At 56.0% G+C, this 21,008-nt stretch carries 17 protein-coding genes; 7 read left to right on the plus strand and 10 right to left on the minus strand.

Annotation, left to right across the window (positions count from 1 at the left end):
- Positions 1–24: 24 nt before the first annotated feature.
- Both EGT74_RS03620 and EGT74_RS03625 read left to right on the plus strand, forming a co-directional pair.
- On the plus strand, positions 25–1,755 hold the full coding sequence (locus tag EGT74_RS03620; protein WP_123845168.1) for a M14 family metallopeptidase: 1,731 nt from the start codon (positions 25–27) through the stop codon (positions 1,753–1,755).
- A gap of 44 nt (positions 1,756–1,799) precedes the next feature.
- Entirely contained in the window at positions 1,800–2,645 is an 846-nt protein-coding gene (locus tag EGT74_RS03625; RefSeq protein WP_123845169.1) for a hypothetical protein, read from the plus strand.
- An 80-nt stretch (positions 2,646–2,725) separates the two neighbouring features.
- Here EGT74_RS03625 and EGT74_RS03630 read toward each other — a convergent pair whose 3' ends face one another.
- The 10 genes from EGT74_RS03630 to EGT74_RS03675 all read right to left on the minus strand — a co-directional run bounded on the left by EGT74_RS03630 (position 2,726) and on the right by EGT74_RS03675 (position 12,230).
- Positions 2,726–3,742 (minus strand): beta-ketoacyl synthase chain length factor, encoded by a 1,017-nt coding sequence (locus EGT74_RS03630; RefSeq protein WP_158617986.1) that lies wholly within the window; start codon positions 3,740–3,742, stop codon positions 2,726–2,728.
- Entirely contained in the window at positions 3,732–4,946 is a 1,215-nt protein-coding gene (locus EGT74_RS03635) for a beta-ketoacyl-[acyl-carrier-protein] synthase family protein (protein ID WP_123845171.1), read from the minus strand. Before EGT74_RS03635 ends, EGT74_RS03630 begins: the two co-directional genes overlap by 11 nt.
- Positions 4,947–4,960: 14 nt before the next feature.
- A complete protein-coding gene (locus EGT74_RS03640) occupies positions 4,961–5,305 on the minus strand; it encodes a phosphopantetheine-binding protein (protein WP_317126712.1) in 345 nt (114 codons plus the stop codon).
- A gap of 9 nt (positions 5,306–5,314) precedes the next feature.
- On the minus strand, positions 5,315–6,607 hold the full coding sequence (locus EGT74_RS03645; protein ID WP_158617987.1) for an ABC transporter permease: 1,293 nt from the start codon (positions 6,605–6,607) through the stop codon (positions 5,315–5,317).
- Between the two features lie 8 nt (positions 6,608–6,615).
- A complete protein-coding gene (locus EGT74_RS03650; protein WP_246008112.1) occupies positions 6,616–7,362 on the minus strand; it encodes an ABC transporter ATP-binding protein in 747 nt (248 codons plus the stop codon).
- Positions 7,362–8,360: a BtrH N-terminal domain-containing protein gene (locus EGT74_RS03655; protein ID WP_123845173.1), complete on the minus strand. Its 999-nt coding sequence runs from the start codon at positions 8,358–8,360 to the stop codon at positions 7,362–7,364. The genes EGT74_RS03650 and EGT74_RS03655 overlap by 1 nt, the downstream gene beginning before the upstream one ends.
- A 9-nt stretch (positions 8,361–8,369) precedes the next feature.
- A complete protein-coding gene (locus EGT74_RS03660; protein WP_123845174.1) occupies positions 8,370–8,795 on the minus strand; it encodes a hypothetical protein in 426 nt (141 codons plus the stop codon).
- 97 nt (positions 8,796–8,892) lie between these two features.
- Positions 8,893–10,029, minus strand: a complete 1,137-nt coding sequence (locus EGT74_RS03665; RefSeq protein WP_123845175.1) for a beta-ketoacyl-ACP synthase III — start codon at positions 10,027–10,029, stop codon at positions 8,893–8,895.
- Positions 10,030–10,526: 497 nt separating this feature from the next.
- On the minus strand, positions 10,527–11,453 hold the full coding sequence (locus EGT74_RS03670; protein WP_123845176.1) for a dialkylrecorsinol condensing enzyme: 927 nt from the start codon (positions 11,451–11,453) through the stop codon (positions 10,527–10,529).
- 63 nt (positions 11,454–11,516) lie between these two features.
- Positions 11,517–12,230, minus strand: a complete 714-nt coding sequence (locus EGT74_RS03675) for a head GIN domain-containing protein (RefSeq protein WP_123845177.1) — start codon at positions 12,228–12,230, stop codon at positions 11,517–11,519.
- A 102-nt stretch (positions 12,231–12,332) separates the two neighbouring features.
- Between EGT74_RS03675 and guaA the strand changes: the two genes are divergently transcribed.
- The 5 genes from guaA to EGT74_RS03700 all read left to right on the plus strand — a co-directional run bounded on the left by guaA (position 12,333) and on the right by EGT74_RS03700 (position 21,000).
- A complete protein-coding gene (guaA, locus tag EGT74_RS03680) occupies positions 12,333–13,871 on the plus strand; it encodes a glutamine-hydrolyzing GMP synthase (protein WP_123845178.1) in 1,539 nt (512 codons plus the stop codon).
- 114 nt (positions 13,872–13,985) lie between these two features.
- Entirely contained in the window at positions 13,986–15,314 is a 1,329-nt protein-coding gene (locus EGT74_RS03685) for an ABC transporter substrate-binding protein (RefSeq protein WP_123845179.1), read from the plus strand.
- A 143-nt stretch (positions 15,315–15,457) separates the two neighbouring features.
- Positions 15,458–16,024 (plus strand): RNA polymerase sigma-70 factor, encoded by a 567-nt coding sequence (locus tag EGT74_RS03690; protein WP_158617988.1) that lies wholly within the window; start codon positions 15,458–15,460, stop codon positions 16,022–16,024.
- A gap of 72 nt (positions 16,025–16,096) precedes the next feature.
- Positions 16,097–17,278 carry a FecR domain-containing protein gene (locus EGT74_RS03695; RefSeq protein WP_123845181.1) on the plus strand — a complete coding sequence of 394 codons (1,182 nt, stop codon included), beginning with the start codon at positions 16,097–16,099 and terminating at the stop codon, positions 17,276–17,278.
- Between the two features lie 218 nt (positions 17,279–17,496).
- Positions 17,497–21,000: a SusC/RagA family TonB-linked outer membrane protein gene (locus EGT74_RS03700; RefSeq protein ID WP_123845182.1), complete on the plus strand. Its 3,504-nt coding sequence runs from the start codon at positions 17,497–17,499 to the stop codon at positions 20,998–21,000.
- The last annotated feature ends 8 nt before the right edge of the window (positions 21,001–21,008 follow it).

Consider the following 21,008-nt stretch of genomic DNA (forward strand, 5'->3'; position numbering starts at 1 on the left):
AAACCATCTGATTTTCATTGATTTATGAGGAATCTCTCCTGTATCCTGCTGCTCCTGGCCCTGGCCTGCCGCCTTTCCGCCCAAAACCTTGCCACCCGCTACGAACGCAGCGAAGGCAAAGAAACGGCCACCTATTTCGAATGTATCGCCTATTACAAAATGCTGGCCACCCGCTTCCCGCAGCTCAGACTGCTCGAAATAGGGCAGACAGACAGCGGATATCCGCTTCATCTGGCCGTTTTGTCGCCGGACAGGGACTTCTCCTTCCCCAGCCTGAAAAAGAAGAATAAACGCGTTATTCTCGTCAATAACGGCATCCACCCCGGCGAGCCGGACGGTATCGACGCCAGCATGATGCTGGTGAGGGATATCCTCCAGGGCAAAAAACAGCTGCCGGCCAACGTGGTGCTGGCCGTCATCCCCCTCTACAATATCGGCGGCTCCCTCAACCGGAGCGCCTTTTACCGGGTAGACCAGAACGGCCCCGCCGAATTCGGCTCCCGGGGCAATGCCCAGAACCTCGACCTCAACCGCGATTTCATCAAGGCCGATTCCCGCAACGCCCTGGCTTTCCACAAAATCTACCACCTCACCGACCCGGACGTGTTCATCGACAACCATGTGAGCAACGGCGCCGACTACCAGCACGTGATGACCCTGCTCAGCACCCAGCACGGCAAACTGGGCGGGCCCATGGGGGAATTCCTCCACAAAACCTTCGAGCCGGAACTGTATAAAATGATGAAAACCAGGGGATACGATCTGCTCCCCTACGTCAACCACTACGGCAGCACGCCGGACAGCGGCTGGGTGGCGTATGCGGACGGCCCCCGGTATTCCAGCGGTTACACCACCCTGTTCCATACCTTCGGCTTCGTGCCCGAAACCCACATGCTGAAGCCCTACCGCCAGCGGGTAGACGCGACCTACGCCCTCATGGAATGTTTCATCGCGTTCACCGCCCGGCACAGCGAGCAGATCAAACATCTCCGCGAGCAAACGAAAGCCGCCGTGAAGACACAGGAAAAATTCCCGCTCAGCTGGGCGCCCGACATGACGCAGTACGACCTGTACACCTTCAAAGGGTACAAGGCGGGCGCCAAAACCAGCGAAATATCCGGGCTGCCGCGCCTGTACTACGACCGGCAGCAACCCTTCGAAAAACAGATCAAAGTATTCAACACCTTCGTGCCCGGCGATTTCGTGACCCGCCCCGAAGCGTACATCGTGCCGCAGGGATGGTGGGCCGTGATCGAGCGCCTGCAATTGAACGGCGTACAGATGCGGCGGTTTGCGCAAGACACGACCGTCGCCGTGGAAGCGTATAAAATCGAAAACTATAACACCGGCCAGCGCCCGTACGAAAAACATTACCTCCATACCGGCACCACCGTGAGCAGCAGCCGGCAAACGCTCAAATTCCTGAAAGGCGATTATTACATCCCCATGAACCAGACGGCCAACCGCTACCTGGCCGAAACGCTGGAGCCGCGCGGCGGGGATTCCTTTTTCGCCTGGAACTTTTTCGACGCCATCCTCGGCCAGAAAGAAGGGTATTCGACGTATGTGTTCGAAGACACGGCCGCGGAGTTCCTGCGGTCGAACCCCGACGCCAAAAAAGCACTCGAAGAAAAACGCGCCACCGACACCGCCTTTGCAAAAAGCGCATCGGCGCAGCTGAATTTCGTGTACCGCCTTTCGCCCTGGAATGAGCCGGGATTCATGCGGTACCCGGTGTTCAGGGTGGTGAAATGATACCGGAAATATCCGCCCTGTTTTGACCAAAAAGAAAACATGCCATGCACACCATCATCCGGCTATTGCCCCTCCTGTTGCTGTACCTCCCCGGTACGGCGCAGACACATCGTTACCAGCTCATCACGCACGTACGTTACAACGGGCAGCCCCAGCCCGGCAGCATTGCCGTCTGCGAACTGACGGCCGGCGCCGACGCGAAAGGCATTCCCTATGAAGAAGTGAAATGGATTTCCATGCGCATCGTGAAAGGAAGCGATACGACCGACGCCGGCCACAGCGCCCGCGCCGTACAGCCCTACCGCATTTCGCTGCACACGCAGGGCAATCTCGCCCTGCCGCGCATCGCCGTAGCGGATATGACAGGCCCCATTACCGATTTTCATACTTTCTATGTAGCCCTCGGCCCGAAGCTGGGCCTCGCTTCCCTGAAAAAGGCGGGCGACCGGTTTGTGCTGCCCGCGCCGCTCACGGGAGACTTCGCGAACGGCAGCTCCATCCTGCTGGGCAACGATTGCCTGCAGGTCTCCAACACCCTTACCGGCATCAGGAACAATACCCTGTTGCTGAAAACGGCGTTCCGTCCGCCGGCCACCAGCTGCCTGCGTTTTATGCTCGACGAAATGAATGCGCCCGTCGTTCCCGACACGCTGAACAACTTCCAGATGGTGCGGCCCGCTGCCGCCGGCACTTTCAACGTGCAGTGGGGCCGTGAGTATTTCGATATCGACAGCGAGGTGCAGCAACAAAGCGGCAGGCTGCTGAAAGCGGCGATGGTGAATGATCTGAAGCTGAAAGTAAAAATCGCCTGCGACAGTACCTACCGGCATTGCCAGCGCGAAGTACCGTTCCGCATCGAGCGTGAGCTGGAACTGGTGTTGTTGCAATAGCGGAAAACAGGGGGGTATTTCCGAAGGACTTCCCGGGGGAGGTCAGTCTCCAGGCGCCTTCGCGTTGACAGGAAACATAATTACCTGCTCAGCAGAAAGAATGCATGCTGCTCCCCGTAGAAGTGGTTATAGATCAGCACCCGTTTTAAAGAAGGCTCCGCTTCCATGCGCTGCACCGCCATCCACAGGGCGAATGCCGAGGCCGTATCGTACTCTCCGCATAAATGTTTAAACGGCTCGCTGGTGGTTTGCGGGAAATAGCGGGATTGCAGATCGTGATAAAAGTGATCGTAATTCGTGTCGCCGCTCTGCCCGGTGATGAGCAGATCAATATCCGCGGCGGTGACCTGATGCTGCGCCAGAAAGGCTTCCAGCGATTGCGACAGCGTTTCCTGCGAAGGTTTGTAGATCATTTTCAAACCCTCGAGCCGCACGGCAGCGGGTTCGGTGCTGAGCACAAAAAACACGGCGCCTTCACCGGCGATGGAGCCGGGTGTGTTGGCCGTGTAGAGATCGGCGGGCTGGGTGAGCTGCTCTTTCCAGTAACCGATGCGGCTTTTGATGTAGAAATGCTCGGCGGTGATTTCATCGAACCCGCCGGCCAGCACGTTCACGGCGTTGCCTTCGTTCAGCAGCAGCAGGCCGTCGAGCACGGCATGCTCGAAAGAGAAACCGCGGTGCACGAAAGTATTGTTGTAGCGGGTGCATTGCTGCTGAAGGGCAATGAGGCCGTTCACGGAGTTGTAGGTGGATTGTATGAAGGGCGTGGGATTGAGCGCGGCTTCGGCGTACTGCCGGATGTCGTGCAGGAAACGTTCCGTATCCTGCAGGCTGCCTTTACCGGTGCCGGTGATGATGGCATCGGGCACCTGCAGCCCGCTGTTACGCAGGCATTGCAATGCGGCGGTGAGGCCCATCTTCAGCATGCGGCTCATGCGGCGCAGGTTGTTGGGCGCAATGAATCCTTTGTAGTCCGGTTCTTTCGCGCGCATCATGTTATGCTCCGCCAGCGTTACCGGCTGCGGAACAAAACCGCCGCTGAAGCTCTCCTGCGCGGAGATGGCGGCGCAACCCCGTATATAAACCTTAGCCTTCATATTTACTGAACACCAGCGATGCATTGTTGCCGCCGAAACCGAATGAGTTGGATATCACGTTCTGTACGGGATACTCTTCAATCAGTTGCGTTTCGGGCACAATGGCCAGTTCTTCCATTTTTTCCGAAAAATTCAGGTTGGGAAACACCACCTGCTGGCCGATCGACAGCACGGCATAGATCGCTTCTATGGCGGCGGCGGCGGCCAGGGTATGACCGGTGAACGGCTTGGTGGAGCTGAAGCGCGGCACGTCAGTGCCGAACAGCCTTTCCAGTGCTTTCCCTTCCGATACGTCGTTATTTAAAGTGGCGGTGCCGTGCACATTCACGTACTGCACGTCGTTCACCGTTCTGCCGCTCATGGCGAGCGCGTTTTTCATGGCCTCGTACGCGCCGTCGCCTTCCGGCGAAGGAGCGGTGGGATGGAACGCTTCGTTGGTATTGCACCATCCGCTCAGTTCCGCCAGTACTCTTGCGCCGCGGCGTTTGGCCAGCGATTCGCTTTCGAGTATGAGGTAGGCCGCGCCTTCCCCGAGGTTCAGGCCGTTACGGTGCTGATCGAAGGGGCGGCAGAATTGTTTGTCGATATTTTTGAGAGAGTTGAAACCGTTGATGGTAAAACGGGTGAGCGCTTCCGTGCCGCCGCATACCGCCCTGTCCACCAGTCCCTGCTGAATAAGCCGGGCGCCGTACATCAGTGCGTTGGCGGAAGAGGAACAGGCGGTGCTGATGGTGGTCACATATTCGCGGATGCCGGTTGCGTCGGCCATGCGCTGCGTACAGTCGGCGCAATCGAGCACATCGATGTATTGCAGAAAGGTGCCTTCCTTCTGGGGATCGAGGATATCGAAATATACTTTTTCCGTATCGCACATGCCGCCCACAGTAGAGGCGTTGATGAGCGCGGCGGGTAGTTCGGCGGCGTTGGCGATGCCGGCGGATTCGAGCGCTTCGCGGATGGCGATGAGGCCGAGCAGGGTGGTGCGGGTAAAACCGCCCGGCTGCTCCACGCTGGCCATATGGGCCAGTTCTTCAGTGCTGTATTTCACTTCCCCGACAGGCAGCGTTTCCTTGTGAATGGTTTCAACGTACCGGGTATACCCCAGCCCGCTCTGTTGCAGCCGCAGGCTGCGCAGGTTCTCCACCACATTGCTGCCAATAGCGGATATCATGCCCATACCGGTAATAAAAACCCTTTCCGCCATATCTCGTTCAGGTGTTATGCCGCTTGTTTGCTTTTGATGAATTCAGCCATCGTCTGCACGCTCTGCAGGATCTTACGGCCTTCGCGGGGATCTTCCACTTTGATCTGGTATTGCCTTTCGAGCAGCACCATCAGCTCCAGCGAATCAATACTGTCGAGCCCCAGCCCTTCCCCGAACAGCGGCGCGTTATCGTCGATGTCTTCGGGGCGGGTATCCTGCAAATTCAATGCCTCAATGATTTGCTGTTTCAGTTTCAGTTTTAAAGCTTCCATAATGTTGTAGGTTTCTGCGCTTCGGGCCGCTGCCCACGGCGCATTCCAAGGGAGTAAAAATAAATGTTTTACGGTTGTTACGAAAATGTTTGTTCCTCAGCTGATCCTCCGCTGCTCCACCCACGCGGCAATGCCCAGCATTACCAGTCCACAGCCCAATAACCGTGCAATATCCGGCAGCACGTAGCGCGTATTGCCGTTTCGCAGGTAAATATCGTTGATGGCGTCGAGGCCCCAGCTGAGGGGCGAGAGCCGGCCGATGGTCTGAATGCCTTCGGGCATTATTTCCAGCGGTATCCAGATGCCCCCGATGGCGCTCAGTATCACGATCGAAATGGCCCCGAAGTTCAGCGCCTGGTTAGGCGTTTTGAACAGCGTGCCGATCAGGATGCCGTAGGCCGTGGCCGCCATCCCGATGCTGAACGCGGTCAGGAAACCGGCAACGTGGTCCACGCCCAGTTGCAGCCTCGGCAGGCCCAGCAGCGGCATCGCGTACAGCCCCACCATCATCATGAGGTAAAACTGCACAAGGCAGACGCCTACAAAAAACAGCAGTTTGCCGCCCAGTATTTCGGCATAGTTGCCGGGGATGAGCTTCATCCGCACCAGGCTGCCGTCTTCCCGCTCCCGTATCATGTTCCCGGCGATGGGTATCACGATGAAGAACATCGCAAAAATGCTCCAGGCCGGCACGTTGTGCTGCACGGAATTGGAAATCACGTCGATCTGTTTCCCTTCCCCGATGCTGGTTTCCTGCAAGCCCACGGCTTTGAGCCGGATGGCGGGAAAGGTATCGGTGGCGGTACTGTCTTTGCTTTTCAGCTGCATCTGTATCCTTTCCAGCAGCAGGTCGGTCTGCACCTGCGTGAGGAAATTGTCCAGCGCCTGCCGGATGGCGCTTTTGAATGCTTTTTTCGCGGCGGGGTCGAAGTACAGCTGCACGGCCAGCGAATCGTTGGCGATGGCCCTCACGGGCAGCTGCGCAGGGATGCCCATGCGTTTGGAAATATCGTTGACGATCTTGTTGGCATTGCTGACGATCTCGCCGGTGGCGCCTTTCGGGATGGTGATGCTGATCTTGTAATCGCCCTCGGCCACCAGCTGCCGGGCCTGCGCCTCGCTAAGGGGCCGGCCGTTCAGCGAATCGACCACGTTGAACTGCCCGCTGGCGCCCAGCCCTTCGCGGATGTAACGGCCGAGGCGCGCCTGGTCGTTATCTACCGTGAGGATGTCGAACTTCACTTCCTGGTAATCTTTGAAAGGCGCATCCTGGATGAGGGCCATCACGGTGATCAGCACAACGGGCATGGCAAACAGCAACGCCAGTCCTGCCTTGTCCCGCAACAACAGCAGCCATTCTTTCCGTATGGTAGCAATGAGCCTTAGCATCTTCTTGTTTAATCCCTTACCGCATGCCCGGTGTAATGCAGAAACACATCTTCCAGGTTGCGGCATTGCGGATGTTGTTGTATCAGTGCGGCAGGACTGCCCTGCACCACCATTTTTCCTTCGTCGATGATCACCACGTCTTCGCAGATCTGCTGCGCTTCTTCGAGCAGGTGCGAGGTGTACAGCACGCTGTGGCCCTGCCGGTTATAGTCGCGCAGGAACTGCAGTATCATGGCGCGCGACTGTACATCCACGCCGGCCGTGGGCTCATCGAGCACCAGCAGCTTCGGTTCGTGCAATATGGCGGCGATGATATTGGTGCGGCGTTTCATGCCGCCGGAGAATTTGCCTACTTCCTTGTCCGCGGCTTTATCCAGCCCGAACAATTGCAGGTAATGCGAAATTTTATCGTGCAGCGCCTTTCCTTTAAAACCATAGAGGTTCCCGAAATACCGGAGGTTCTCCATGGCCGTGAGCTGCGGGAACAGCGCGATCTGCTGCGGCACCACGCCGATCATGCGTTTGATATCTTCCCGGTGCGCGGCATCCTGCGGCATGCCGAGGATGTGCACCTGTCCGCCGCCGGCTTTCACCAGGCCGCATAATATCGAAATGGTGGTGGTTTTACCGGCGCCGTTCGGCCCGAGCAAACCCGTCACCTTCCCGGCCCCGAAGGTGAACGAGAGCCCCTGCAGGCTTGGCGATAGCGCCCCCGCGTAGGTTTTGTGCAGCTCCTTCACCTCGATGCTGTTCATCAGAATTTTACTTTGGATAAGCGGCGGAATACTTTTTCTTCTTCGTCGGCAATGTGCAGCAGCATATCGCTCAGTTCCCCGTAAGAGATATTATCGGCCGAGCGGGCTTTGCAGACGCGGCCGGCGGCGAATGCGAAATTGCGCCAGAGGTCGCCTACCAGGGTCAGGTCCCCGCCTATGGATTTCAGTTCTTCTTTGTTCAGCAGTGTGCCGGCTTCCTGCAAGAAAGCGGCGTACATAAAACGGAAACCCGCGCCGCCGGTGCCGATCTCTTCCTGCATGCGGATGATGTTGCCCAGGTAGAGCGCCGCCCTGCGGTCGCCGTGTTTGGCGGGGTAATCCTTCACCCGCTTCGCCAGGAAACGGATGCCTTTCACGCCGAAGTGCGGCATGGGTATCTTGAGCATGTAATAACAGGCCTGCTGGATGCCTTCCTTGATGGGCCGCGCAAAATCGACCTGTTTGGGCACGCTCAACGGGTAATACATTTTCCCTTTCGGTTCGGGGAACCCTTTTGCGAAACGGGCCTGTACGAGGCTTTCCGGGTCTATCTGCGTCACCGTGTCCATGATCGGGTCGCTCACCAGGTAGTTCTCCCCTTCCTTGCCGAACACCACGAGGTTGTGGGCGTTGAAGTGGAAACGGTAAGAGGCGGGGAAATAAGGCAGGTAATATACGCTCGACTGCATGCCCACCGGAATGCCCTTTTCAATGATATCATCCAGCGCCTGCATGGCTTTGCCGGGGCTGCTGAATTTGTGGGACTGCATCTTGACGCCGAGGCGTTTGCAGACCCTTGAAAAGATCGCGCCCGGCCATATGCGGTAGGTGCTGCCGGGCACGCCGTTCACTTTCACAAAGGGGAGATGGCCGAAAAAGATGCCGGCCCCGATACCGAACGCCATCGGTTCGCTGATATGCAAACCGTAATGGCGGAAGATATTGGAGATCACCCCGCTTTCGCAATGCGCTGTCTGTACGTGATTGAATTGTGTCATGTTGTTTGTTTATTCGGGGCGCTGAAATGGCAGCAGCGTTCCCTTTTGCAACGTGTCTGCCGGTATCGCGAATACGGTGGCGTATTTGGCGATCATGCCGGCGCTCAGCGTTTTAAAAACGGCGGGTTTCATATGTCTTTTTACCTGCCACTGGAACTTGCCCACTTTCCTGGCCAGTAACGGCAGGTCGAGCAGGGTGCGTTCCATATAATAAGCGATGGGGCTCAGTGCGCCGCTTTCCACCTTGTCGCGGGTCGCCGCCACGCGGTGCTCCACTTCTTCCCAGGCCTGGCCCAGCGCTACGTTCTCCGGTTCCCAGCCCACGCTCGAAACGGGGGCGGTATAGTTGCCCGAAGCATCCACCGCATAGAATAACTGTTTGAATGTACCACGATGCAGGTTATCACCATCCTGCGGAACTTCATCTTTTTTCATGGGTGCAGTTTTGAAGCATAAAGTACTATTACTGAAATGCAGCAGGAACCGGACATCATAACGGCCACTGCTGCATTACACTATTCTGATGATTGACTTATACTACCGTGATATGCGCGTACGCATACGAGAACCTTGCACTCTCCGGCACCATCATCACGATGGTATCGCCTTTCTTCAGTTTGTCCTGGTTGAGCAGCTCTTCCAGCATGAAGTAAGGAGAAGCGGTGCCCACATTGCCCACGCGGGTGAGGTTGGTGAACCATTTTTCCTGCGGGATGTGCACGCCCAGCCGTGCGATCTCTTCGTCGATCCGGAAACGGAAGTATTCGGAAGAAAGGTGCGGCAGGAAGTAAGTCAGCTTGCTGATATCGATGTTGTATTTATCCACCAGCTCTTTCCACATCTGCGCGCCGGAAGGAACGATGTTCTTGCCGAGCAGGCGGGTATCCTGTTTGAAGGAGAACACGCTGTTGGCGGCCCATTCCTCTGGCGTCATGTCGGTCCAGCCTTTGGTGCTGCCGTCTTCGTTTTTTACCGCGCCCGCGTACATGCAGGTGTCGAGGTTATTGGCGTAAGAGGCGATCTCCACCCAGTCTACCCGCAGCGACAGCCCTTCTTCGTTGGGTTTGTCCTGGAACAGGGCGGCGCTGGCGCCGTCGGAGAGCATCCATCTTAAAAAGTCTTTTTCGAATGCGATGATGGGATTTTCCGCGAGGGATTTGAGGTTTTCCGTTTCCGGCTCAAATTTGCGCGACAGCATCCAGCTGGAGAATTTCTCTGAGCCGGTGCTCACGGCGTTGCTGGTGTTGCCGCATTTGATCGACATGTAGGCGTATTTGAAAGCCTGCATGCCTGCAGCGCAGGCGCCGGTAGCGGCGATCAGCTCAACGGGCTGGCATTTCAGGATGCCGTGCACCATGGCGGCGTGGTTGGGCAGCAGCTGGTCGGGCGAAGTGGTACCGCAGGCCAGCAGCTGTAACTGTTGCATGGGGAATTTGTTGTCGAACAACATCTTCACGGCCTCGGCAGTCATCTCTGCGTTGGAGTGCGTGGAGTTCCCTTCTTTATCCAAAGCATAATAACGGGTCTTGATCTTGTTATTTCCCAGAATCATATTTCGGGCCCGGGAAGGCTTTCCATCAACCATTCCGAGGATGCTTTCCATATCATCGTTCCCTACTGGCTCATTCGGCAGAAATTTGGAGAGCCTCGTAATATATACTTCTTTCATCTGTAGTGATTAGTACTTTTTATTTTGGTCAGATGGCGTTTCATCTGGACTTGTTCGTTTTTTATGGGTCAGATGGAATGTTATTTCATCTGGACTTGTTCGTTTTTTATGGGTCAGATGGAATGTTATTTCATCTGGACTTGTTCGTTTTTTATGGGTCAGATGGAATGTTATTTCATCTGGACTTATTTGATTTTTTATCGGTCAGATGGAACGTTACTTCATCTGGACGTATTCGTTTTTTAACGGTCAGATAGTTACCTGCCCGGTTGTTACAGCGATAAAACAGTAGTGATTTTTATGTCCGGAACTGCGTATCCTGTTTATTTAACGTTACAAGCGGTGTTTTATTCACCGGATTTTACCCCTGCTTCGGTTTAAGCGGCCGTAAATATAGAATTTTGCATGCATTAATTGACCATGGCACCGGGCAGTAACCCGAAATTAATACTAAACTGTCGGCATTCTCGTTTCACTGCAAATTTAAGGAGAAAGAATCATCCTTCCCGGAGGGAGACGCCTTTATAATAGGTCACATCCTCGTTCAGCTGTTTGCGCCGCAGCAGCAGTTTCAACCATGAAGCTACTGTGGTGAAGGGCGACAGGAAGGGTATCGCCAGCAACAATATTACGCGGTATAACGTAACACGCCCCTGCCGGCCGGGATCGCCGGGCCCGCCCCTGGCGCTGATGAAGTTGGCAAAAAAGCGGAACGGTTTTACCCCGCGCATTTCCAGTACGATGAGGCCCGGTTTCATCTCCACGCTTCCCAGCGACAGCAGCTTGCCGTGCAAACCGCCGAACTCCCTTTGCGCCAGCGCTTCCCCGATGGGGGCGGCAAAACGGGCCGATTCCACGATATCTTTTTCCTGCACCCCCGCCGGCGGGAATACAAAAAAGGCTTCCTTTTTCCCCTTGGTAGACCAGCGCAGGATGGTGATCAGCGACACCAGGTTATGGTGCGTGTCTACCATCGCAATGTTGCCCACCAGGTTGGCGCCGATCTGATGCAGGTATTTTTTCATTTTTTCCTGGGCGTTGATCCACATGTTGCGGCAGCCCAGTAAAGTCACTACCGGCCGGTTTTTCAGCAGTTTCACCGCCTCCGGGCTCTGCAGGAAGGCGGCCACGGGTTGGGACGGCGACAAAAACCAGGGCTGGTAAGCCATGATCACGAGGTCGAAATGTTCGTCGGGGTTCACTTTCAGCGGTTGTATGGCCCTTGGCCGCGCCAGCACCGTTTCGGGCATGGCATCGAAAAACGCCTGTTTGGACCAGGGAAAGGGAAAGGGGCTTACCGGCACTAATTCCTCATATACCACTTCGGCCTTGCCCTGCAGGGGGCCCAGCACGTTATCGATGATCCTCCTCAGCTGGCCGGTTTGGGTGTAATACACCACTAATATCTTCGGTAGTTGACTCATAGACAGGTGTGTCGGATGTTCCAAAAAAGTTGTAAACATACAACAAATCTGGAATTTGTTAGGTTAGCGCTTCTTCACCGTACCGGAGCCGAGTTTGCTGACATTCAGCTGGGGATCTCCCTTGTAACGCACGTCGCCGGAGCCCAGCGTATTGGCTTTCAGCTCGCGGCTGGCATGCACGTCCGCATTGCCGCTGCCTGCTATATTCACTTCAGCCGTTTCGGCCAGCAGTTCGTCCGCCTCGCAATTGCCGCTGCCGGCAATGTTCACGTTCAGGTCGCGGGTCTGCCCTTTCAGCTTCACGTTCCCGGAGCCGGCCACGCTGACCCGCACTTCCGGCGCGTCGAAACTGCCGGAAAGGTCGCCGCTGCCGGAAAGGTTCAGGCTCAGCCCGCGGTCGGACGCGAAGTGGCTCATCACCTTCACATCGCCGGAACCGTTGACGTTCACCCCTTCTAGTACGGGGGTAATAATATATACCTTCACGTCGCGGTGGGTACGGACGTTTGTATTGGGCTTGAAACGGATCTCCAGGGCGCCGTTGTCGATATTGGATTCTATCAGGGGCACGATATTATCTTCCCCTTCGATGCTGAGGCTGCGGGTATTGCCATGGGTGATGAACACGTCCATGGAGCCGCTCACGGCTACGGCGGAGAAATCCCCCACCTGGCGGTCTTCCTTGGTGACGCGGCCGCTGCCGTCCACCGAATCGCAGGCGGCCAGCACGGTGAGCAATAGCAGGGGAAGGAGAAACAAACGGGAAACTGTTTTCATATACTAAGGTTTATAGATAAATGGTGACGCCGAAAAATACAAAGAATTCTTCAATCCCGAAGCGCAGGGTATTTAATGGGCAAACGCTATCTTTGCACCACCATGACAGAAAAGATATTGATCCTCGATTTCGGTTCCCAATACACACAGCTGATCGCACGCAGCATCCGGGAGCTGAATGTTTATTGTGAAATTCAACCATGTACGAAGCCCATTACCTGGGAAGACAGTATTAAAGGTATCATTCTCTCCGGTTCCCCGTTCTCCGTGAACGACCCGCTGGCCCCGGTGGTGGACATCAAAGCCATGGCCGACAGGGTGCCCGTACTGGGCGTTTGCTACGGCGCACAGCTGATGGCCAAGGTATTCGGCGGCGAAGTGGCCAAAAGCAGCCACCGCGAGTACGGCCGTGCGTTTATGGAGCATGCAGACAAAGAAGAACCGTTATTATACGACATCTCGCCCAAGAGCCAGGTGTGGATGAGCCATGCAGACACCATTGTGCGCCTGCCCGAGGCTTTCACCCCCATCGCTCATACCGAAAATATCCCGGTGGCGGCTTTCAAAAGCTTCACACTGGCTAAAAATCCGCTCTTCGCCCTCCAGTTCCACCCGGAAGTGACCCACTCCCTCGAAGGGAAACAGATCATCCGGAATTTCCTCGTGCATATCTGCGGTATTCACCAGGACTGGACGCCCGCCGCATTCGTAGCCGAAACGGTGGCCCGTATCAAACGGGAAGTAGGCGACAAAAAAGTGGTGATGGCCCTCAGCGGCGGGGTGGATTCCACCGTGGCCGCCGAACTGATCCACAAAGCCATCGGCCAGAACCTGTATTGTGTGTTCGTAGACAACGGCCTGCTGCGGAAAGACGAGTTCTCCTCCGTACTGGACTCCTATAAACACATGGGGCTCAATGTAAAAGGCGTGGACGCCCGTGAACTGTTCTACGGCGAGCTGAAAGGCGTCACCGACCCCGAAACCAAACGCAAGATCATCGGCCGCCTCTTCATCGAGGTATTCCAGCAGGAATCCGCCGAACTGAAAGATATCGCCTTCCTGGGCCAGGGCACCATTTACCCGGACGTGATCGAGTCCGTTTCCGTAAACGGGCCTTCCGCCACCATCAAATCGCACCATAACGTGGGCGGTTTGCCGGAAAAAATGAAGATGGGCCTCGTGGAGCCCCTGCGTTTCCTCTTTAAAGACGAGGTGCGCCGCGTGGGTAAGGAAATCGGCATCAGCGACATCTTCCTGGCCCGCCACCCCTTCCCCGGACCGGGCCTCGCCATCCGCATCCTCGGCGAAATCACCCCCGAAAAAGTGGCCATGCTCCAGGAAGCGGACGCCATCTATATCGAGAACCTCCGCGAATCGGGCCTCTACAACCAGGTCTGGCAGGCAGGCACCATCCTGCTGCCCGTACAGAGCGTGGGCGTGATGGGCGACGAAAGGACTTACGAATTCACCGTGGCCCTCCGCGCCGTAACGTCTACCGACGGTATGACGGCCGACTGGGCGCATCTCCCGTACGAATTCCTTGCAAAAGTTTCCAACGACATTATCAATAAGGTAAAAGGTATCAACCGCGTGGTGTACGACATCAGCTCCAAACCGCCGGCCACTATCGAGTGGGAATAATCTATCATATGTCCTGATTACGAATTACGATCAGGCCGCTGCCCCCGGGTATGCAGGCCGGGCCGTAATTCGTAATCGTCTTTTACGGAATGATTTTTGCAAATTTGGCACTGTATGAACCGAATGAAATCTTTAACCAGTCTTGCCGTGATCGCCACCCTGCTGGTAACGCTGCAGGCCTGTAGCATTTTCCGCTCGGCGCCGGCTAAAACCGACGGCCCTCCGCCGGAACTGTCGAAGCCCACGAAACCCGAGGAAAAGAAACCCGAAGAAAAGAAACCCGAAGCAAAAGCGCCATTCAACGTGCCTGCTTTTGCCAAAGAAGTAAAACGCAGCAGCTACAACATCGCCGTATTTGCCCCGCTTTACCTCGATTCGGTATTTGCCACCTCCCTCGAGATCCCCGGCCGCACCATGCCGCGGTATGTACTGCCCGGCCTCGAGTTCTATGAGGGCGTGCAACTGGCCCTCGATTCCCTGCAAAGCCAGGGCGCGAAACTGAACGTGACCGTGTACGACAACAAATCCCGCAACAACGACGTGGCCAGCCTCATCCGCAACCGGCTGCTCGACAATACCGACCTGATCATCGGCGCGGTGAGCACCCCGGAGTTCAAGCCCCTCAGCGACTTTGCCAAACAGAAAGAGATCAACCTCGTATCCGCCACCTACCCCAACGATGCCGGCATCACCGATAACCCGTTCCTGCTCATCAGCAACAGCACCCTGCGCTCGCACGTGGAAGCCATGCACGATTACGCGCAGAGAGGGTTCGCCAATAAAAACATCTTGGTGGTAAGAAGGGCCAGCAACTTCGAAGCCGGCATCGCCGGTAATATCAAAGCCGCTTACGATAAACTGAGCTACGATAAAAAGAGCCGCGTGCGCGAAGTGATCTGGAACGACGCCACCACCGACCTGCAGCTGACGCAATACCTGCTGACGGACCGTCCCAACCTGCTCATCGTCACCGCGCTCGACGAGGCCGGCGCCAAATCCATCCTGCGCAAGCTGGCGGCCCACAAAGCCACCTACCCCATGCAGGTATTCGGCATGCCCACCTGGGACGTGATGAAGTTCAAGGAGCCGGAATTCGCGGGCATCACCATGTATTATTCCTCTCCGTATTACAACGAAAAAACGGACCTGTACAGCCGCTACATCACCGACCATTTCCGGAAAGTGTATAAATCGCGCCCGTCCGACATGGCCTTCAAAGGTTTCGAGCTCACGTATTATTTCGTGAAACTGCTCATGCAGGACGGCGTGTATTTCAACAAAGACCTGAACAAACCGGCCAACCGCGTGTTCACGAGCTTCAACTTCCAGCCCGTGTACCTGAAAGACGGTGCGGCGGACATGCCCGATTATTTCGAGAACAAAAATATTTATATCATCCAGAAAGGCGACAGCGCCGACTTCCGGATGAATACCGCATTGTAACACCACATCCTGTTCAAAGCGAAAGCCGCATGGTACCGGAAGGGCATGCGGCTTTTTTGTTGCTTGCAAAGAATGGATCCTTTTTACTAATTTTAAGTTGCAATCAACCAGAATTTAATCGCCGGGAGGGGCCATACATCGGGATGAGCAGTAAATTAAATAATGAGGACGTGCTGCTGGCGGGCATCGCAGAGGCAGACGGGAAGGCGTTTGAAACCATCGTCCATCATTATTATCCGCGACTGCTCCCCTTTACCGCCAACCTCACCAAAAACCGGCATGTAGCCGAAGAGATCGTGCAGGAAGTATTTCTCCGCCTCTGGCAGCAACGGCACGACACGGCGCGCATCTATCATCTCAGCTCCTGGCTGTTCACCATCGCTTCCAACCTGTCGCTCACCTACCTGAAAAGGAAAGCCGTGGAAGGGCGCCTGCTGCAACTGCTCCGCGACCGGCAGCCGGACCGTACCCTCAACACTGAAGAACAGGTATACTGGAAAGAAAGCGGGCTGCTCCTCCGCGAAGCCGTACTGCGGTTGCCCCCGCAACAGAAGCTGGTGTATGAACTGAGCCGCCACGAAGGGCTCAGCACCCGGGAAATCGCCAACCGGCTGCAGCTTTCACCCAATACCGTCAAGAATCACCTCGTTAAAGCCCTGCAAACCATCCGGGATTTTGTGCGTCGCTCCACCGGGCTGTACTTTTTTTAATTTTTTTTCGGACGGACTAGTCCTACCATCTCACCTGATAGTTATATATCTGTAGCGCAATTCTATTCCACTATGTTAACACATGAACACGAAAGGCTGAAGCAGCTGCTGGCCCGGTATGCCGATGGCAGCATCGGCAGCGGTGAAGCGGAGGAACTGTCCCGCTTCCTGCGGGACGACCGGTACGATGAGGCCATCACGGGCATACTTTCGGCGATGGCCGACAGTGTAGTGCCTGAAGAGGCGGACGCCGCCGCCATCAACCGGATGATCCTGCGGGTAAGGGAAGCGGCGGACGAACGTGCGGCAACACCCGTGAAGCGGCTTCCGTTATGGGTGAAGCTCGCCGCGGCGGCAGTCATTGTGGGCGTGTGCAGCATAGGAGGATATTTTCTGCTGAACGATCAGCAACAGCCTGCCGCTACCGTGCAGCGTTACCGCAACGATGTACAGCCCGGCGGCAACCGGGCGATGCTCACACTGTCTGACGGCAGCACCATCAGTCTCGACGATGCCCAACAGGGAACGGTGATGCAGCAGGGCGGCATGCAGGCGGTGAAAACGGCCGAGGGAGAGCTCTCCTACAGCGGGCAATCCGCGCCGGGAGAGGCGGTACAGTACAACACCCTCACCACCCCGGTGGGCGGGCAGTACCGGATCACCCTGCCAGATGGTACCGGCGTGTGGCTGAATGCCGGCAGCTCCCTCCGCTACCCCACCGCTTTCACGGGGCATGCCCGGAATGTGGAACTGACGGGAGAAGCTTATTTCGAGATCGCCAAAGACGCGTCGAAACCGTTTTTTGTGCGGGCGGATAATCAACTGACGATTGAAGTACTGGGCACCCGGTTCAACGTACAGGCTTACGCGGACGATCAGCGCATCACCACTACCCTGCTGCAGGGCGCGGTGAATGTGCGGAAAGACGGGCAGGCGAAACTGCTGGCGCCCGGGCAGCAGGCGGTGTCCATAGGGGATAATACCGTGAGTGTGCTGCATGATGCGGACACAGAAAGCGCCGTGGCCTGGAAAAACGGGTTGTTCAGGTTCGATGAGGCCAACATAGAAACGGTGATGAAACAACTCTCCCGCTGGTACGGCATCAGCGTGGTGTACAGGGGAGCGCCCGTGAAAGAATACTTTACCGCCACCATTCCGCGGAATGTGCCGGTGTCGAAAGTATTCGAACTGCTGGAATTGACGGGGCTCGTTCATTTTGAAATCGAGGGAAAACAGGTGACGGTAACGCCCTGATATCCTTTATTGCATACAACCAGAAAGACATGATTAAACAGGAAAACAGGTGACAGTAACGCCCTGGTATCCGTTATTGCATAAAACCAGAAAGACATGATTAAACAACCAACCATTACTCATTAAAAATCCCGTAGCGGTATGCGGCCGCTATCGGGATAAGATGAGTAATCTGAATCGTAGAGGTATTCGTTTTTACATCACCCAAAATCAAATGTATGACATTCACTGCTTGGTGCCAAAAGCAGCGGGGCATTTCATGCTCCCACACCAACCAACATCGCAGCGCCCGGAGAGCCGGCCTGCTTACGCTCCTTATCCTCCTTACCACCGTGGCCGGCTACACGCAGACGGTCACCCTGAAATTCAGGAATGAGCCGCTGGCGAAAGTGTTCCGGGAAATTGAGAAACAGACGGACTTCACTTTCGTGTACGGCAAATCTTTGCTCGACAATGCCCGGAAAGTAGACATCGCCGTGGAAAAGGTGCCGCTGAAAATTGCGCTGGACATCTGTTTCAAAGACCAGGGGCTCTCCTATGCCATCCGCGACAACCGCTATATCGTGGTCACGCGGGCCGCTATTTCCGGCAACGTATCCACCTCCCAGGCGGTGCCGTTGGTGAGAGGGCGGGTAACGGATGAAACGGGCGTCCCGCTCGCAGGCGTAACGGTCAAAACCACCCATAAAAGCAACAGTACGATGGTGGTGGCCAATACCGATGCAAACGGTTACTTCAACATCAGGGTGCCGGATAATACGACGCTGGAGTATTCGATGATCGGCTACCACCCCTTTAGCGGCATTGCGCGGCAGGAAGAGAACCAGCAGATCAAGCTGGCCCTCGCCACCTCCCGGCTCGAAGAGCTGATAATTACCGGCTACTCCGCCAGGAGCGCCAAAGAGGTGACCGGCGCCGTGCAGAAAGTAACGGGCGATGAGCTGCGGAAAGGCGTTGCCACCCCCAACGCATTGTCGATGCTCAAAGGCAAAACCACCGGCCTGTACATCACCGAAACCAGCGGTGAAGCCGGCGCAAAGGGGCAGGTGATCGAAAGAGGACAATCGTCTTTACCGGTTGCCCCCAACACCAACCCTTACTATGGCCCGCTGCTGGTAGTAGACGGCGTGATCACCAACTACCAGGCCCTCCAGGACGCGGTGAACCCCGCGGACGTGGAAGATATCACCATCCTGAAAGATGCTTCCTCCACCGCCATCTACGGCTCCCGCGCCGCACAGGGCGTGATCGTGGTCACCACGAAAAGAGGGAAACAGGGGAAACTCTCCGCCAACCTCACCATGCAGTACGGCGCACTGCAGCCCAAACGCAACATCCGGTTCATGACAACGTCCGAGCTGATCTCGTTCATGGACAAACAGATGGTGCGCTACTGGGAACAAACACCTTCCATCCGCACACAGTTCCCCAACGTGAATGATTTTGTGAACCAGCGGAGGACGTATTCAGACGCCGACCGCAACAATAATTTCAACTGGGAGGATGCCATTTACAGCAACGGCGATTTCCGGAACACGGAGCTCAGCATCAACAGCGGCTCCGAAAAAACGAAATTCTACGGCGGCATTGCCTGGTATAAGGAAAACGGCGCGCTGTACGACAACTCGTTCGACCGGAAAAGCATCCGCCTCAACATCGACCAGCAGATCTCCCCACGTTTTACCGCCACCATCAACATCAGTTCCATGGTGGACGTCACGGAAAAACGCAACGGCATCCCCGAACTGTACATGATCCAGCCGTTCATGAATCCCTATAACCCGGATGGCACCCTGGCAGACAGCATACCGGTCAAACAATCCAATAACTACGGCCCGGCGTTTACGACCTGGACGCAGAACTTCCTCGCCGAAACACCATACGACAATACGAGGATCACGAAGTTTCACAACCACCTTGGCGCATTGAAACTGAAATACGACATCTTTCCCTGGCTGTATATCCAGAGTTCCAACTCGCTGACCTACACCAACTCCAGCGTCAACTCCTACCTCGACCCGCGTTCGTATTCCGGCAAATACGGCGGCTTCCCTTACCTGTTTACCCCATCCAGCCCCATATTGCCCAACGGCACGCTGCAGCTCGACGACAGGAAAGCCACCGATTACCTCACGTCCAACACGCTGAACTTCCGCAAAGGCTACGGCAAACATTCCGTGAGCGCACTGATTGGCCAGGAATGGGGCAAACGCACGCTCGACGTGATCACCACGAACCTCTACAACATGATGCCCGGCGAAAGGAATGCAGGCGCGGCCAAAGGCATCGGTGATGCCATTTACCTTGCCTACATCACACCCGCCACACCGCCCGCGGTGCCCACCGGCAGTTACGCGGAAAGGGCCACCTTCTCCGTGTTCGGGCAGGCGGACTATAACTACGATCAGCGGTATTATGCAACGCTTTCAGCCCGTACGGATGCTACCACCAACTTCGGCCGCGACAAACGGTACGGCACCTTCTACTCTGTGAGCGGTGGCTGGCTGCTCTCGCGCGAATCTTTCCTGGTGGACAACAAAACCATCAGCACCTTGCGCCTGCGCGCGGCATACGGCACTTCCGGCCGCGACCTGGGAGACGCCTACATGAATACCACGCTTTATACGGACGGCGCGCGGTATGGCGCACAGAACAATATCGGTTCCACCATTTCGCAACTGGCCAACCCCTCCATTTCGTGGGAAACGATGTACAATACCAACCTCGGGCTGGATGCCGGTTTGTGGGACCGCGTGCAGGTCACCCTCGACGTATACCACAAGCGAAGCGCCGGATTGTTGCAGCAGGTAACGCTCACTTCCGCACAGGGCTCGCTCAGCCAGTACCAGAACATCGGAGAGATCATCAACAAGGGCCTGGAGCTGATGCTCAATACGCACAACGTAAAAAGCCCCCGGTTCAACTGGCACACCAACTTCAACATCAGCTTCAACCGGAACAACATTTCCGCGCTCTACCAGGATTCGCTGCGGGATAACTACTCCGGCGCCTACTACCGCAAAATCGGTGAAGACATCAACGTGATCAAAGCCATCCGCTATGTGGGCATCAATCCCGCCAACGGCCACATGATCCATGAGAATTTCGATGCTTCCGGAAAAAGGGTGGAAGTGGAAGGTATCGGCGCCACGGCCAAACTCGCCAACTGGCAGGTGGTCGGTTCCGCCACACCGAAGTTCTTCGGCGGCTTCACCAACACTTTCAAATTCGACAATTTCACCCTGAACGTGGAATGGTGGTTCCAGTATGGCAACTACGTGATGATGGCGCTGGTGAATAACTTCCAGTCGCCCACTTCGCCCCGCCTGGGCCGCAACAACGTGGTGTTCGGCAGCAACCAGCGCATCTGGGAAAAAGCCGGCGACACCGACGCCAACTATCCCGACATATTCAGCACTAATCCGAATGCCTGGAGCGCTCTTACCTACCGCTCTTCCCGGTTGTGGGGCGATGCCAGCCATGCGCGGCTGAGGAACGTACGGCTATCGTACGACCTCCCGCAGCGCCTCGTGCGCCAGTGGAAAATGCAGAACATCTCCGTGTATGTGAGTGGTGATAACCTCGCCGTGCTCAAGAAAAAAGACTTTGTGGGCGCGGACCCCGAGGGCGCTACGCTCGGTAGCAGCACTGCTTACGGAGGCGTCGGCATCGGTTTCGCCAACTCCAGGAGATACCTGGCCGGTTTGAACGTATCATTCTAAAAAAGACG

It is taken from the genome of Chitinophaga lutea, from assembly GCF_003813775.1.
GTDB lineage: Bacteria > Bacteroidota > Bacteroidia > Chitinophagales > Chitinophagaceae > Chitinophaga > Chitinophaga lutea.